The organism is Spirosoma rhododendri (assembly GCF_012849055.1).
Lineage (GTDB): Bacteria > Bacteroidota > Bacteroidia > Cytophagales > Spirosomataceae > Spirosoma > Spirosoma rhododendri.
On record NZ_CP051677.1, the window covers coordinates 3,291,780 to 3,305,863 of the forward strand.

Here is a 14,084-nt window from a genome sequence, read left to right on the forward strand (position 1 = left end):
CCTGACACCATTGTTTGTTCACAGATAGCTTTTGTCATGCTGAGGTACGAAGCATCTTCGGAGACTGAAATGTGTTCGCCCGAAGATGCTTCGTACCTCAGCATGACAAAGGAAATAGTCTGACGTAGCAACTCGCTAGCCTATCAATTTACGTAATACTGATTCTGCTTGAGCACGCCGTTGCTCAGGTCGATTTCTCGCTGGGGCAGGGGGAAGTAGTAGTGCTTGGGCTTGACGAATGTACGGCCGGGTTTGAAGGCTCCCCGGTCTTTTTTGTAGTGCGACACAATGTCGATCAGCCCGGCCTTATCCCAGCGCATCAGGTCTTGATGGCGTTCGTTTTCACCCGCCAGTTCGACCCGGCGCTCGTGCATGATGTCGGTCATGGTCGCGCCCGTTTTGGTTTTCAGTCCCACCCGCTTCCGCACGACGTTTAGCTCGGTATCGCCTGACTGTCCCGACCGGATTTTGGCCTCGGCAACCAGCAGGTATACGTCCGAGGTACGCAGCCAGGGCGCGTTGAGGCCCTGATCCATGTCGCCCGCGTCGGTGAAACCGGTGTACTTGCGGAAGGCGTGGCCTGTTACGCGCGTCAGATCGGGCGTAAAGGTGCTGATACCATTCGCTTTCCGGTCGACCTGATCGCCGTCGACCAGTACGGTGTAGGCCCGGCGCGGGTCGCCCGTTTCAAACTCGTTGACGAGGTCGGCGATGGGTTCGTGAAAACCCCAGCCGCCCCACGAGCCGACGGTGTGATAGTAAGCCGGGGAGTCGTCGGTTGTCCAGCCCGATTTGTATTGCAGCGAGAACAGCACTTCGGAGTTATTCTCGGTGCCGAGCTGGAAATTCTGGTCGAAACTCGAGGCCAGTTGGTAGGCGGAGTTGCCAATTACTTTGTTGCCGACGGCAATGGCTTTGGCCCACTGCGACTGGTAGACGTACAGCTTGGTCAGGAAACCGTTGGCGGCACCCTGCGTCGCCCGGCCCACGTTGTCGCCACCGTATGACACCGGCAGCAGACTAGCCGCTTTCTGAAAGTCGGATTCGGCCTGCGCCTGCACCTCGGCCAGCGACGATTTTGCTTTGTTGAAATTGCCCGCCTGTACGTCGGCTTCGAGCAGAATCGGCACCTCGCCGTAGATCACCGCCAGCCGCCAGTAGACGAAGCCGCGCAGGAAATACGCTTCGCCCAGACTGCGGTTACGGATGCTCTCATCCATCGTTACTTTCGGCGCGTTGATCAGCACGGCGTTGGCACGGGAAATGACTTCGTACTTCGTCGACCAGGTGTTCAGAATGTGGGTGTTGGTCGGGTCGAAGGTGAACAGTTCGAGCGACGTTTCGTCAGGGTGATCGCCCGCCCGGTTCATGTCGTCGGAGCAGTTATCGAAGGTGTATTCGGTATGGGCGAAACCGTCTTCATCGAGCAAGGGCGCGTAAATCGCGTTGGTCGCCGATACGACGTCGTCGCCGTTGCGCCAGAATTTGTTCGACGCCGTCAGGCCGTAGGGCGTCGATTCGAGCAGGTCTTTCTGGCAACCGGTCAGGCTCATCACGAGCAGCAGACTGGCTAATGCGGGTATATGTTTCATTGGAAGAAATGCCGTTTTAAGGATGTCGGTTCAGACAGAATTCGGTGGATTTAGAAAGCCAGCGTCGCGCCCAGCGTGAACGTACGCGCCTGCGGATACTGCGCGTAATCGACGTTTTGCTGCGCGTACTGCCCCTGTGAGCGGTCGCCGTCGGCAAAGCCCAACTCAGGGTTCAGGCCGGAGTACTTCGTGAACGTCAGCACGTTCTGCCCCGTTACGTAGATGCGCGCCTGCGACAGCCCCAGCCGGTTCATCAGCGGTTTGGGGATCGTGTAGCCGAGCGTCAGGTTCTTGAGCCGCAGAAAGTCGCCCCGCTCGATGAACAGGTCGGAGGTGCGGAAGTTACGGTTCGAGTTGTTGATGCTGACGCGCGGAATGCTGTTGCTTGTGTTCGGCCCCGTCCAGCGGTTCGTTTCGTCGGCGTAGAGGTTAAACGAGTAGCTGGCGTCGAGCCCCTGCATCCGATCGGCGTTGTAGATGTCGACACCACCCTGACCGAGGAAAAACAGCGTGAAGTCGAAGCCTTTGTAGGTCAGGCCCGTGTTCAGACCGTAGGTAACTTTCGGCTGCGGACTACCCAGAATCGTGCGGTCGTTGTTGTCGATCACGCCGTCGCCGTTGAGGTCCTGAAAGCGCACGTCGCCGGGGTGAATCAGGCCCTGTGTCCGGCGTGGGTCCTTGGCGAGAGCCGGGTCGGCGTCGATCTCGCCCTGCGTCTGGTACAGGCCGTTGGTGCGCCAGCCGTAGAACGTGCCGTAGGCATAGCCCTCGTAGCTGCGGGTAATCTCCTGATCGGTGCGGCCATAGGTTTGCGAGCCCAGGAAGCTGCCGGGTGTCAGCAGTTTGGTGATCCGGTTCTTGATAAACGTCGCGTTACCGCTAACCGACAGGGTCAGGTCGCCGACTTTCTGCTGATAGCTCAACTCCAGTTCAAGACCCTGGTTGCGCAACTGCCCTACGTTCTGATCGGGAATGGAGGCCCGGCCCAGCGTGCCCAGCGAGGGGGGCGACAGCAGCATATTCTTGGTGTCTTTGATGAAGTAGTTGATCGACGCCTGAAGCCGGTTTTGCAGGAAGCCCGCGTCGAGTCCGAAGTTGCTCATCTCAGCCGTTTCCCAGCCGATGTTCGCGTTGGCCAATCGTCCCTGCGCCGAACCCGACGTATTCTGATCGCCGAACGAGTAGCGATAGTTCGAGTTGATGAGCGCGAGGTATTGCAGCGAACTGATGTTCTGATTACCCAGCTGACCCCAGCCGCCGGTCAGTTTCAGGTTGCTGATTGTCGACAGGGCGTTTTTGAAAAACGGTTCGTCGGAGATGCGCCAGCCCAGCGAGAAAGCCGGGAAGTAGCCCCACTTGTTACCCGGTGCAAACTTCGACGAGCCATCGGCGCGGAACGTCGCCGTCAGCAGGTAGCGATCTTTGTATGCGTAGGTGCCCCGGCCGAACACCGATTGGAGCGCGTCGTAGCTGCGGCCACCGTCCTGCCCGTTGCCAATGGCGACAATCGACCCGGCGTAGCGCATGTACCGCAGGTCGGCGTCCTCGCTGGCGAAGTCGCGGCCCCGCGTTCCCGAATACAGGTCGTTGAAGGTCTGCGAGGTGTAGCCGCCCACCAGCCCGACCGTGTGCTGACCGAACGATTTGTCGTACGACAGGAAGTATTCCTGCAAAAACGCCCAGTACTTATCGTTGGTGAGCGTCAGCTGGTTGTACTGATTAGTGCGGTACTGATCGGTGATTTTGACGCCGAACTCACGTGTGTTGGTGAACGTCGCGTCTAAGGCGAGGTTAGCGCGCGCTTTGAGGCCTTTCACGATCTCGAACTCACCCGTTACACTGCCCAGCAACCGGTTGCGGGCGTTGTCTTTATCCTGCGTATCGATGGTGTACTGCGGGTTGTTGATATCGCCAAACGCGCCTTTGCCCTGCGTGGTGCTGTAGGTGCCGTCGGCGTTCATCACCGGCAGACCGGGGTGAAACCGGATCGCGCTCCAGAGCAGCCCGTCCTGCGCCGAGAGGGTATTGGGCGCGTTGTCGTGGGTGTTGGTAAACTGGAGGTTCTGCCCGATTTTGAGCCGCTCAGTGATCTTGTGATCCGAGTTGATGCGGAACGTGTACCGTTTGTAGTACGAGTTGCCGATGATACCCGTTTCGTTGTAATACCCGCCCGAAATGGCAAACGACGAGTACTTGCCACCCCCGCGCAGGGCTACGTCGAGGTTTTGCGTGGTGCCCTGCCGCAGAATCTGATCCTGCCAGTTGGTCTGCTGGGTCTGGTACTGCGTATCCTGCCAGATCGCCGGAACCGTCAGGCCGTCGTTGGTATAAGCTTCGCGCTTGATCGCGGCCAGCGTGGGCGCATCGAGGACGGGCAGCGTTTTGATGCGGTTTGACACGCCGGTATAGCCGTTGACCGTGAACCGAAGTTTATCGTCGAACCGGCCGCGCTTGGTCGTAATCAACACGACACCGTTAGCGGCCCGCGTTCCGTAAATCGCCGAGGCCGACGCATCTTTCAGCACGTCGATACTCTCGATGTCGTTGGGGTTGACGTCGTTCATGCTACCGGCCGGCACCCCGTCGATCACGATCAGCGGGTCAGCGTTGTTGACCGTACCTAGTCCCCGGATGCGGATGGAACCCGCATTGCCCGGTGCACCACCGTTCCGCACGACGTTGACACCAGCCGCCCGGCCCTGTAGGGCCTGCTGCGCGCCACCCGACGGCAGGTTCTGAATATCAGCTCCTTTTACGGCCGAGATCGCCCCGGTCACGTCTTTCTTTTCCTGCGTACCGTAGCCGACAACGACAACTTCGCCGAGTTGCTGAATGTCGTTTTTCAGCGTCACATTGATCGATGCGCGGTTGTTGACGGGTACTTCCTGGCTAGTATAGCCGATAAACGAAAAGACCAGCGTGCCGTTTGCGTCGGGAACGGTCAGCGAATAGTCGCCGTCGGTGTTGGTAACGGTGCCAGTATTGGTGCCTTTCAGCACAATACTGACGCCCGGAATTCCCTGCCCGTCGTCGCCCGTCACGCGGCCCCGCACCGTTACGGCAATGGCCTGCCCGAAATCAGCCCCCAGCGACTGAAAGCCATTAGCGGTTACGCTTGAAGCCGTAGCCGGTGCGTCGCTACCCGACCGGTTGGCGGGCTTTACGATGTATACGTCTTTCTTGACCTGCTTCACCGTCAGGTTCTGCGGAGATAGCAGGCGATTCAGGGCGGTTTTGAGGTCTTTCGCCTGCATCCACTCGTCCGACGGTGCGGGTCGGTTATCGAGTGTCGTGGCTGCGTAGCCAATCGTTACGTTGTAGCGTCGTTCCAATTCGGCGAGGGCATCGCGGGTCGAAACAACAGCTTTGGCGCGGTGGATCGGCTGGCTGTGCCGCGTCGTTGCTAGTAGCTGAGTAGCAGCCGGTTGGGCGTTCAGCAGCTGACAACCCAGCAGGGTCAGCAGCAGGCCGGTCGCCAGAGGTCGGTACGTGGGTAAATCGTTCATCATAGTACGGGTGGTTGGAGTCGGTTTACGGTAGTTAGTTTACGGTTTACGGGATTGCGTAGCCTGGACGTCCACGTCCGGGTGGACGCGAAGCGGCCTGTTAGCTGCCGCCTGCATAAGTTGCCCTGACGGGCACCCGGACGTGGACCGGTCCGCCGGTGCGGTCCAGGCTACACTGCGAATCGCTTAAAGCTTCGCAGTGATACGGATGTGTTTGGGGGTTATGGTGGATACGGTAAGGTCGTTGGCTTCGGCAATGGCGGCAAGCAGAATATCGGGGTCGCGGGTGGGCAGGTGAATGGTCATCCGGCGGTCGCGGAGGGCGGGGTCGGCAAAGTCAATCTGGTAACCGAGGTCCTGCGCCAGCAGATCGGCCATTTCGCCCAGCGTTGTATTGTCGAAAATAAACTGCCGCGTCGTCCAGGCGCTGTACACGGCCGGTTCAACCCGCCGACGAACGATAGCCTGTTTCGTATTGGCCGGTACGTCGACCAGTTCACCCGGTACCATGTTGATCGGCGTCTGCTGACTGGCGACATGCAGCCTGACGCGCCCGCTGTTCAGCACCACCCGCGTTTGCCGGGCCTGCTCATCGACGGTAAAGACCGTTCCCAGCACTTCGACCTGTAGCTGATCGGGCGTCTGCACAACAAATCGCTGATTGTTCAACTGATGCGTAACCGAAAACTGTGCTTTACCTGTCAGCCACACCGTCCGGGCTTCGTCAGCCGACCAGTGCCGGGCAAACCGCACCGATGCGCCAGCATTCAGCACGACTGTAGACCCGTCAGGGAGGGTCAGCTTGCGCGGTTCATTCGCGGAAGCGTATTCAACCACCGTCTGCGTTTGCCAGTACCAGACCGATCCGGCTAACAACAGCAATGCGCCGAAAGCCGCTGCCAGAACACCGATTCGACGACGACTTTTGGGGTTGGGCCGTTGCTCTCGCGGTGGGTAAGCAGGTGTCAGATTGATCTTGTCTTTCTGCGCCTGAATGGCCGACCACACAACCGCCTGTGCACCCGCCAGTGGGTCGGTAGGGACGAGGTGCCACAGCGTTACCAACTGCCGGGCGAGTTGAATATCAGCCAGCTGATCGGGGTGCTGGGCCAGCCACTGCTCCCAAACGGCGGTGTTGGTCGGGGTAGGGTGCTGTATCCAGTCGATAAAGGCGGGGTCGGCAGCAAGGGCTTCCGCCGAACGGTACTCGTTTTCCATGTGTGGCGACCTGTGATGCGATTAGGTCGGTCCGGAAAAGCAATGGCGACTGTTCGGCGTTTTTACCGGGTTACGGTAGAAAAATTTTGAATTTTTTTCTGAACACAGAGAAAACGGAGGGGAAGCACAGAGTACATGGAGAAAAAAAACCAGTTGCTTTTCTCTGCGTGCTCTGTGCCTTACCTCTGTTTCCTCCGTGTTTAAATCACCACCCCCGCCATTAACATCACCCAGAAACCCGGCTGGACAAGCAGTTTGCGGAGTTTTTCTAGGGCTTCGTACACGAGATTATAGACCGTGCGGACCTGCACGGCCATCATGTCAGCGATTTCGGGGTAGGCGAGTCCGTCGATATAAAGCAGGGTAATGGCTTCGCGCTGCCGATGGCTGAGCTGGTCGATGGCCTGCCGAAGCTGGGCCTGCTGCTGCGCCTGAACTTCCAACGTGATAAAGTCGAATTCGGGCGAAAATGACAGTCCATGGGCAGCGTCGGCGTCAGTAAACGCGGCAGACTGCTGCCGAATCGCCCGGTACACCTGCCGACGCATGGCTTTCAACAGGTAAAACTTGATTGAGTCGGTGGGGGAGAGGTTTCGTCGTCCGCGCCAAAGGTCAATGAATAGCGTCTGGATTGTGTCTTTTACAAGCTCATCGTCATTCGCGATGTGGTAGCCGTAGCGGTATAGCGTGGTGAAATGGGCGTTGTAAATGGCCGTAAATGCCTGTTCGTCACCGGAGCGAAACCGTTGCCATAGTTCGTCTTCAACGGGAACAGTCATGTCGGTTAGCTGGGGTCGGGTACGGAGGTAAGTAATTATCTCGTCGGTGAATGTACAAACTACGTAGAAAAAAAGATGATGTCCAGCCGGTTAAGTTGAGCCTGACGGCAGGCTTGGGCCCGACAGTGCCCTTGTCCCCGACAGCATCCTTGCTGTCGAGCCGTAGGCTAAGTGCATCAGCCCGATTAGTCGCTATCGCGGCTCGACAGCAGGATGCTGTCGGAGACAAGGGAATGCCGCGCCAAAACGTGGTGCTATAAACTGACAGCGGTAACTTGCGACTGATTGGCGGTACCTGCCGTCGACGCTCAGTATTTATGCAGCTTATTTCGTACAATATCAACGGCATCCGGGCAGCCCTGCGCAACGGCCTGGCCGACTGGCTGTCGCAAAACCAGTTCGACATCCTTTGCTTTCAGGAAGTAAAGGCCACGCACGATGTGGTCGACCTGGATCCCTTCGAGCAACTGGGCTACCAGTACCATTGGCATGCCGCTGAAAAGAAAGGATACTCCGGCGTCGCTACGTTTTCGCGCATCGCCCCAACCAATGTCGTGATGGGCTGCGGTCTGTCAGTCTATGATTGTGAAGGGCGCATTCTTCGCACCGACTTCGGCGATCTGACGGTGCTGAACTGCTATTTTCCGTCGGGTACGACGGGCGAAGTTCGGCAGGGTGTCAAGATGGAATTTCTTCGTGATTTCTACGACTACGTGCAGAACCTCCGTCAGTCGCGCCCCAACCTGATCGTGGTGGGCGACTACAACATTGCCCATAACGCCATCGATATCCACGACCCCGTTCGCAACAAAAACGTGACCGGCTTCCTGCCCGACGAACGCGCCTGGATGGATCGCTGGTTTGCCGCCGATATGACCGACGCGTTCCGCTACAAACACCCCGCCGACGTGGCGTATAGCTGGTGGAGTTACCGCGCCGGTGCCCGTAGCAGCAACAAAGGCTGGCGCATCGACTACGCATCGGTCAGCGAACCCCTCCGCCCCCGAATCGAAGACTGCCGTATGCTCCCCGACGCCGTCCACGCCGACCACTGCCCGGTGTGGTTACTGTTGAATGATAGAGTGATGGAATGATTGAATGGATTAGCACGCCAGCTATTCAATCATTCCATCACTCTATCATTCAATCCATGTACTACCTCATCTACAAGCCATACCTGATGATGTCGCAGTTTAGCCGGGAGGGCGACAAGGCGACACTGGCGGATCTGGATTTTCGCTTTCCACCGGACGTGTACCCCGTTGGGCGGCTCGACGCCGATAGCGAGGGCCTGCTGCTGCTGACGAGCGACAAACAGCTGAATCACCGGCTGCTGAATCCCAAATTTCAGCACGACCGGACGTATTACGTACAGGTCGATGGGGCGCTAACCGACGATGCCTGCGCCCAACTATCGGCGGGGGTGACGATTTCGGTCGATGGTAAACCGTACCATACCCGCCCCGCTGATGCCCGGCCGTTGGTCGAGCCGGCCCTGCCTGAGCGGGTACCGCCCATTCGATACCGGGCGGCCATCCCGACATCGTGGCTGTCGATTCGACTGCACGAAGGCAAAAACCGGCAGGTGCGCCGGATGACGGCCGCTGTCGGGTTCCCGACGCTGCGGCTGGTCCGCTGGGCCATCGAAGACCTGACCGCCGAAGGGATGCAGCCGGGCGATGTCCGCCAACTCGACTGGCCAACCGTTCGTCAGGGGTTACGTATGCGGTAAGTTGCTCACTACCAACAGTACCCATCTGGCTAAATGAAGCGGGAAAATCGGTAAACAGCGCGTAGACTGTGTCTTTACGTACTGAATGAACAGAGAGTAAGTCGTGTAGCATGGCGCATCGATGCGGGCGGGTAAGCTGAGCGGCCAACGGGCCATCGCTGACCAAACGATAAATTGACGGAATCGCCGTTGCGGATTTCGACCGTACTTTCGACACAACCTGATACCAGCGACATGAAAAAGACCACCGACGCTGAACTGTTGGCGGGAATTCGGAGGGGCGGCTCCGAGCGCCGATTCTCCGAAAACCGTCTGTATGAAAAGTACGCGTACCTCATCGACGAAGGGGTTCGCAAGCATAAACTATCTGACGATGAGTGCGCCAGCGCTTATTCCGATGCGGTGCTAGCCGTGTTCGACCATGTCAGCACGGGCCGATTTGAAGGGCGATCTGAGCTGGGAACGTACCTGTATCAATTATTTTCTAACAAATGTGTTGACGCTATTCGGAAAAAGACGACTAACCGGAGTAGTGTCCACAATGCCTTTTCGCTGGACGACAGCTTGCTGCAACTGCCCGACGCGGCCCGTTCGATTGTCCAGCAACTGATCGCCAAAAGCGACGTTGAGCAGCTGCATAAGTACCTGCACGAACTAGGCGAAAAATGCCGGAACATGGTGCTGGCGTGGGGCGAGGGGTATGGCGACGACGAAATTGCGCAACAGCTGGGCTACGCGTCGGCCGCGGTTGCCAAAACCAGTCGGCTGCGCTGCATCGACAAACTACGCGACCGTTATCTGAACAGGTTATGAACGAGCTGGAAACAATCGAAAACTACGTAAACGGCTTGCTATCGCCCGACGAACGGGCCCGGTTTGATGCGGAACTGGCTTATAACTCAGCTTTGGCCGAGTCGCTGGCGTTCTACGTGTTGACGCAGGAAGTGGCCCGTCAGCAGGCGCTCGACACCCGCAAGGCCGAACTGGCTGCGCTGCGAACCCGCCCGGTGCCGTCAGAAGCCAGTGTACGGCCCTTGTGGGGCAGTGCGGGTATGGTCCGCTGGCTGGCCGTCGCTGCCAGTGTCGTGCTGGTGCTGGCGGTGGGTTACTACGCCCTGCGCCCAAAAACTGATACGCTGGCCGCCCTGACAACAACGTACGCCAATGAGCGTTTTGGCCAGTTGCCGGTAACGATGGGTGGAAAATCGGACGATGTTCAGCAGGGAATTGCCCGGTTCAACGACGGTCAGATTGCCCGCGCCGATTCGCTGTTCGAGACCGCACTCCGCACCCAGCCCCAGCGCGATGATGCGCTGACTTATGCCGGTATAACAGCCTTTCGGTTAGGGCAGTACGACCGCGCTATCGACCGGTTTCAGCGGCTGGGGCAGCTGCCCGGTCGGTTTGCCAACCCCGGCCCTTACTACGAAGCACTTGCCCGGCTTCGTCGGAACTTACCGGATGATAAAAGCCGGGCGAAAGGCTTGCTCGAACAGGTTGTCCGGCAGAACTTAGTTGGAGCGAAAGAAGCCGAAAGACTTCTGGCAACGAACAACTTGTAAAACCACGTCCACACATGATCGATATCAGAGAACTTATTGCGGAACGGCAGCGCCGGGACCCTGCTTTTCGGGTAACGCGGGATGTTCGGTCCGGGCAGTACTTCGTGCAGAACCAGGTCGTTTTTCAGTATCCTGTCGATAAAACGTCTGAAGAAACGGTAAAGCTGGCTCAGGGGTACATCGACCGTATCAATCAGCAGCGGCAGACCGCCGGGCAACCGTTGCTCCGGGTGAAAATCACTGCTCTATCGAAGGGGGTGGTTATCGTCAATGGGCGGGGTGCTACTGAATTGATTGGTGGCGGAGGGACGACGCCCCACCCGCCACCACCACCACCACCGCCGTGGCGGCCCGACGACATTCGGCTTGATCGGGTACTGGTCATCCACGTGCTGGCGGAAATCAACAAGGGTAGATTCGATATACTACTCACATCGCAGGCCCTAGCTGCGGGTATTAGTCTGGAAGTGCTATCGGTTGTCTGATGTAACCTGCTAATAAGCGATACCATGAGTTGGGCCCGATGCATCGTTCGTGGGTTGCTGATCGGTAGTGCGGTCGGATTGTGCGTCGGTGCAGCCCGTGCACAATGCCTGTCGGCAGCGGATGTGCGGGCGCGTATCGACCATGCCATGCGTCAACCGAGGGGCCCTACAGCGCAATTCTACGCCGATATTCGACAGCAACTCATTCGCAATCGCTGCCCGGCCGACACGGTGTTGGCCCGCGTAACCATGCGACTGGGGTACGCGCAGTATTTTCAGCCGCCGAACGATTCGGCGTTGGTGTGGCTACGGGAAAGCATTCGGTTGTACCAGCGGTTGCCAGTCGGGCAGCGGGCTGGGTTGGTGCAGGCGTTCATGTACCTAGGGCAGGTGTTGCATTACCAGGACGATGTGGAATCGGCGGCCGAGGCTTACCAATCCTCTGTGACGTTGGGTGGAAACGAACCACGGCACGATTCGCCGGTGGGATACGCACTGAGTGGTCTGGCACTGCTGGCCTATCAGAAAGGCGACTACGAAGCCGGTCTGGTCTATGCAGAGCAGTCAATACAGCGCGCCCGGCGTTGTCGGGATTTCAGGTTAGAAGCCCGTAGCCTGAACGAAGCTGCCCGCTGCCTGCTCTACCTTGATCGGTACGAGACCGCCCTGCGGCACTGCGAACGGGCCGTCAGCCTGACACAGAACGACCCTTCCACCACCGACGAACGACGCTTGTACGAACTTTTTCGGGCGCAGGCACTGGCGGGGTTGCGTCAGTATGACCGGGCGTTAAGTCTCTATAAAAGGCTATTGACTGATTATCAGCGGACGAAACAGTACAGCCGCGTTGCCGACGTGTGCGACTACATCGGCGAACTGTATGCCACCCGCCTGAATGACCAGGCTTGCGCTATTCGCTATTATCAGCAGGCGTATACCCTGTACGACAATCCCTACGAAAAAAGCCGTAGCTTGGATGGTATCGGGCGGGCACAGCAGCAGCAGGGGCAGTACCGGGCGGCTCTGATTACGTTTCAGCGGGCCTTGCAAACCTTGCCGATTCAGTTTCACAAGCCCGACCTGCGTGCTAACCCCGAACCGGCCACGATTCGCCTGTCGGCCCACAAAGAATACCTGCTCACCTTAATCTGGCATAAAGCCGACACTTGGCTAGCCTACGCCCAAACGACCAGCCAGCCAACGCCCGCACTGACACAGGCTCTGTCGACCTATCGGGTGGCTGATCAAATGATCGATCAGATGCGGTGGGCACAGCACGGGGAGCAGTCGAAACTGTACTGGCGACAGCAGACGCGCGCTTTCTACGAGCGGGCGTTGGAAACCTGCTACCGGCTGAATAACCCCGAACAGGCTCTGCATTTTTTTGAGAAGAGCAGGGCCGTATTGCTGACCGATAAGCTCAACGAGCTGGGAGCGAGCCGGGGGTTGCCCCCCGCTCTACAGGCGGAAGAGCAGGCCCTGCGCCGGGCCGTCGACGGGCAGGTGGCGGCCCTAAGTCAGCTACAGCCGGGCAGTGCCGCCTACACCACGGCCCGCGCGGCTCTGATGAGCGAACAGGACCGGGCTGACGCCTTCACGCAAAAACTGGAGCGCATCAACTCGGCTTACTACCGCTACCGCTACGACAACTGGGTGCCCGCCCTGACCGATCTATACCAGTATCTCGGGCAGCGGCAGGCGGCTTTCGTGTCATACTTCGTCGGCGACAGGGCACTCTACGTGCTGAACGTGCAGGAGGGCAAGGCGCAGATAAACCGGCATCCGCTGGGCCGATACCAGCAAACCGTTCGCGAATACCTGGCGCTGCTGGGCAAGCCGGAGACACTCAATCGCTCATTTTCGGCTTTTCATGCACTCAGTAAGCAGCTCTACAGTCAACTGCTGGCCCCGCTGCACCTTTCCCCCGGCCGCGTCATCGTCTCTCCCGACGGGCCGTTTATCCCCTTTGAAACGCTGCGCGAATCGCCCGATAGCCCGACCTACGCCCTCGATCAGTTCGCGTTCAGCTACGCCTATTCTGCCCGGTTTTTATTGCGTACGATGCAGTCGCCCGGCACCGATGGCACTACGAGCGATTTTCTGGGCGTTGCGCCGGTTCGATTTTCGCCGGGGCTGAATCAGGCTCCACTGCCCGGCTCCGAAGCCGCCTTGCGCACCATTGGCGACCGCTTCGCGACCCCCACGCTATTGCTCGACAAACAGGCGACGCGCCGGGCTTTTCTGGACGCATCGGCTTCGTTTCGGGTGGTGCATCTGTTCACGCACGCCCTCGCCGATTCGTCGGGGCAGGAACCCCGGCTGTTCTTCGCCGACTCAACGGTATCGCTGTCGGAGCTGGGGCAGGGTACGTTGATGAATACGCAACTGGTAACGCTGGCGGCCTGCGAAACCGGTACGGGTGTCGAGCAGCGGGGGGAGGGGGTGTTTAGCCTGGCGCGGGGGTTTGCGGCCCTCGGCGTCCCGGCCGTGCTGACGACGCTATGGAGTGTGCAAAACAAATCGACCTACCAGATCACTGCTCAGTTCTACCGCTATCTGGCCGATGGATTGCCGAAAGACATTGCGCTGCAACGCGCCCGTCAGGACTGGCTCCGAACCGCCGAGGGCACCGACCAATTACCGTCGGCCTGGGCCGGGCTGATTCTGGTGGGTAATACCGAGCCGCTAAGTGCCGGTGGGCGTCGGGACTGGCTGGGTGGCCTGTCGGGGCTGCTGGTGGGCGGACTATGCCAGCTGGGCTGGCGTCGATGGCGCCGGGAGCGGACGGCTAATACTCGATTGCTTTCAGAATAATACTGCTGGTCGGGGTAAGTGTCAGGTAGCGATTCAGCCCGTCATTACCCGCTTCGCCGATAGGTTTTCCCTTGTATAGCAGCGTATACATATCGGGTCCAGGGCCATTCACGCTAACGTTGGAGTACGAGTAGCTGATCCTGGTCTTGCCCGACGTGCCTTTCACCAGTATCGACACGTGCGAGTCGTCGGTGGCTGTAATCACCGCCGTCCCGATCGGTTGAATATCCGAAGCAGTTGCGGTGGTGTATTCGGCAAACGAGTAGGAGCCGGTGATATATGGGGCTGTTTCCGGGCCGATAGCCGTCGCGCAACTCGCCAGCGACAGGCTGGCAGCAAGGAAAATGTAACGTAGCTTCATGGTTCAATCAGGTTGTATGCACTTATGTAACCAAA

At 58.6% G+C, this 14,084-nt stretch carries 11 protein-coding genes; 6 read left to right on the forward strand and 5 right to left on the reverse strand.

Features of this window, described 5'->3' with window-relative positions; translation table 11 throughout:
• Positions 1 to 143: 143 nt before the first annotated feature.
• The 4 genes from HH216_RS13525 to HH216_RS13540 form a co-directional block, all read right to left on the reverse strand.
• Positions 144 to 1,592 (reverse strand): RagB/SusD family nutrient uptake outer membrane protein, encoded by a 1,449-nt coding sequence (locus HH216_RS13525; protein ID WP_169551284.1) that lies wholly within the window; start codon positions 1,590 to 1,592, stop codon positions 144 to 146.
• A gap of 50 nt (positions 1,593 to 1,642) precedes the next feature.
• Positions 1,643 to 5,101: a SusC/RagA family TonB-linked outer membrane protein gene (locus HH216_RS13530; RefSeq protein WP_169551285.1), complete on the reverse strand. Its 3,459-nt coding sequence runs from the start codon at positions 5,099 to 5,101 to the stop codon at positions 1,643 to 1,645.
• 183 nt (positions 5,102 to 5,284) lie between these two features.
• Positions 5,285 to 6,316 (reverse strand): FecR family protein, encoded by a 1,032-nt coding sequence (locus HH216_RS13535; protein WP_169551286.1) that lies wholly within the window; start codon positions 6,314 to 6,316, stop codon positions 5,285 to 5,287.
• Between the two features lie 200 nt (positions 6,317 to 6,516).
• Positions 6,517 to 7,095, reverse strand: coding sequence for an RNA polymerase sigma factor (locus HH216_RS13540; protein WP_169551287.1), 579 nt, complete (start codon positions 7,093 to 7,095; stop codon positions 6,517 to 6,519).
• A gap of 317 nt (positions 7,096 to 7,412) precedes the next feature.
• On the opposite strand from HH216_RS13540, the gene HH216_RS13545 reads away from it, so the two are divergent.
• The 6 genes from HH216_RS13545 (at position 7,413) to HH216_RS13570 (ending at position 13,688) form a co-directional block, all read left to right on the forward strand.
• Positions 7,413 to 8,189 carry an exodeoxyribonuclease III gene (locus HH216_RS13545; RefSeq protein WP_169551288.1) on the forward strand — a complete coding sequence of 259 codons (777 nt, stop codon included), beginning with the start codon at positions 7,413 to 7,415 and terminating at the stop codon, positions 8,187 to 8,189.
• 56 nt (positions 8,190 to 8,245) lie between these two features.
• Positions 8,246 to 8,827, forward strand: coding sequence for a pseudouridine synthase (locus HH216_RS13550; RefSeq protein WP_169551289.1), 582 nt, complete (start codon positions 8,246 to 8,248; stop codon positions 8,825 to 8,827).
• A 234-nt stretch (positions 8,828 to 9,061) separates the two neighbouring features.
• A complete protein-coding gene (locus tag HH216_RS13555) occupies positions 9,062 to 9,640 on the forward strand; it encodes an RNA polymerase sigma factor (protein WP_169551290.1) in 579 nt (192 codons plus the stop codon).
• Positions 9,637 to 10,389 carry a tetratricopeptide repeat protein gene (locus HH216_RS13560; protein ID WP_169551291.1) on the forward strand — a complete coding sequence of 251 codons (753 nt, stop codon included), beginning with the start codon at positions 9,637 to 9,639 and terminating at the stop codon, positions 10,387 to 10,389. Before HH216_RS13555 ends, HH216_RS13560 begins: the two co-directional genes overlap by 4 nt.
• Positions 10,390 to 10,403: 14 nt before the next feature.
• The gene (locus HH216_RS13565; protein WP_169551292.1) at positions 10,404 to 10,874 is read left to right on the forward strand and encodes a hypothetical protein; all 471 of its coding nucleotides are present in this window, start codon (positions 10,404 to 10,406) and stop codon (positions 10,872 to 10,874) included.
• Between the two features lie 24 nt (positions 10,875 to 10,898).
• Positions 10,899 to 13,688 carry a CHAT domain-containing protein gene (locus tag HH216_RS13570; RefSeq protein ID WP_169551293.1) on the forward strand — a complete coding sequence of 930 codons (2,790 nt, stop codon included), beginning with the start codon at positions 10,899 to 10,901 and terminating at the stop codon, positions 13,686 to 13,688.
• Here HH216_RS13570 and HH216_RS13575 read toward each other — a convergent pair.
• A complete protein-coding gene (locus HH216_RS13575; protein ID WP_169551294.1) occupies positions 13,663 to 14,049 on the reverse strand; it encodes a hypothetical protein in 387 nt (128 codons plus the stop codon). The two genes, HH216_RS13570 and HH216_RS13575, sit on opposite strands and share 26 nt — an antisense overlap.
• Positions 14,050 to 14,084 lie beyond the last annotated feature (35 nt).

Bases quoted from the DNA above. Each gene is read 5' to 3' on its own strand.
- HH216_RS13525 (WP_169551284.1), bottom strand. From the start codon at position 1,592: ATGAAACATATACCCGCATTAGCCAGTCTGCTGCTCGTGATGAGCCTG.
- HH216_RS13530 (WP_169551285.1), bottom strand. From the start codon at position 5,101: ATGATGAACGATTTACCCACGTACCGACCTCTGGCGACCGGCCTGCTG.
- HH216_RS13535 (WP_169551286.1), bottom strand. From the start codon at position 6,316: ATGGAAAACGAGTACCGTTCGGCGGAAGCCCTTGCTGCCGACCCCGCC.
- HH216_RS13540 (WP_169551287.1), bottom strand. From the start codon at position 7,095: ATGACTGTTCCCGTTGAAGACGAACTATGGCAACGGTTTCGCTCCGGT.
- HH216_RS13545 (WP_169551288.1), top strand. From the start codon at position 7,413: ATGCAGCTTATTTCGTACAATATCAACGGCATCCGGGCAGCCCTGCGC.
- HH216_RS13550 (WP_169551289.1), top strand. From the start codon at position 8,246: ATGTACTACCTCATCTACAAGCCATACCTGATGATGTCGCAGTTTAGC.
- HH216_RS13555 (WP_169551290.1), top strand. From the start codon at position 9,062: ATGAAAAAGACCACCGACGCTGAACTGTTGGCGGGAATTCGGAGGGGC.
- HH216_RS13560 (WP_169551291.1), top strand. From the start codon at position 9,637: ATGAACGAGCTGGAAACAATCGAAAACTACGTAAACGGCTTGCTATCG.
- HH216_RS13565 (WP_169551292.1), top strand. From the start codon at position 10,404: ATGATCGATATCAGAGAACTTATTGCGGAACGGCAGCGCCGGGACCCT.
- HH216_RS13570 (WP_169551293.1), top strand. From the start codon at position 10,899: ATGAGTTGGGCCCGATGCATCGTTCGTGGGTTGCTGATCGGTAGTGCG.
- HH216_RS13575 (WP_169551294.1), bottom strand. From the start codon at position 14,049: ATGAAGCTACGTTACATTTTCCTTGCTGCCAGCCTGTCGCTGGCGAGT.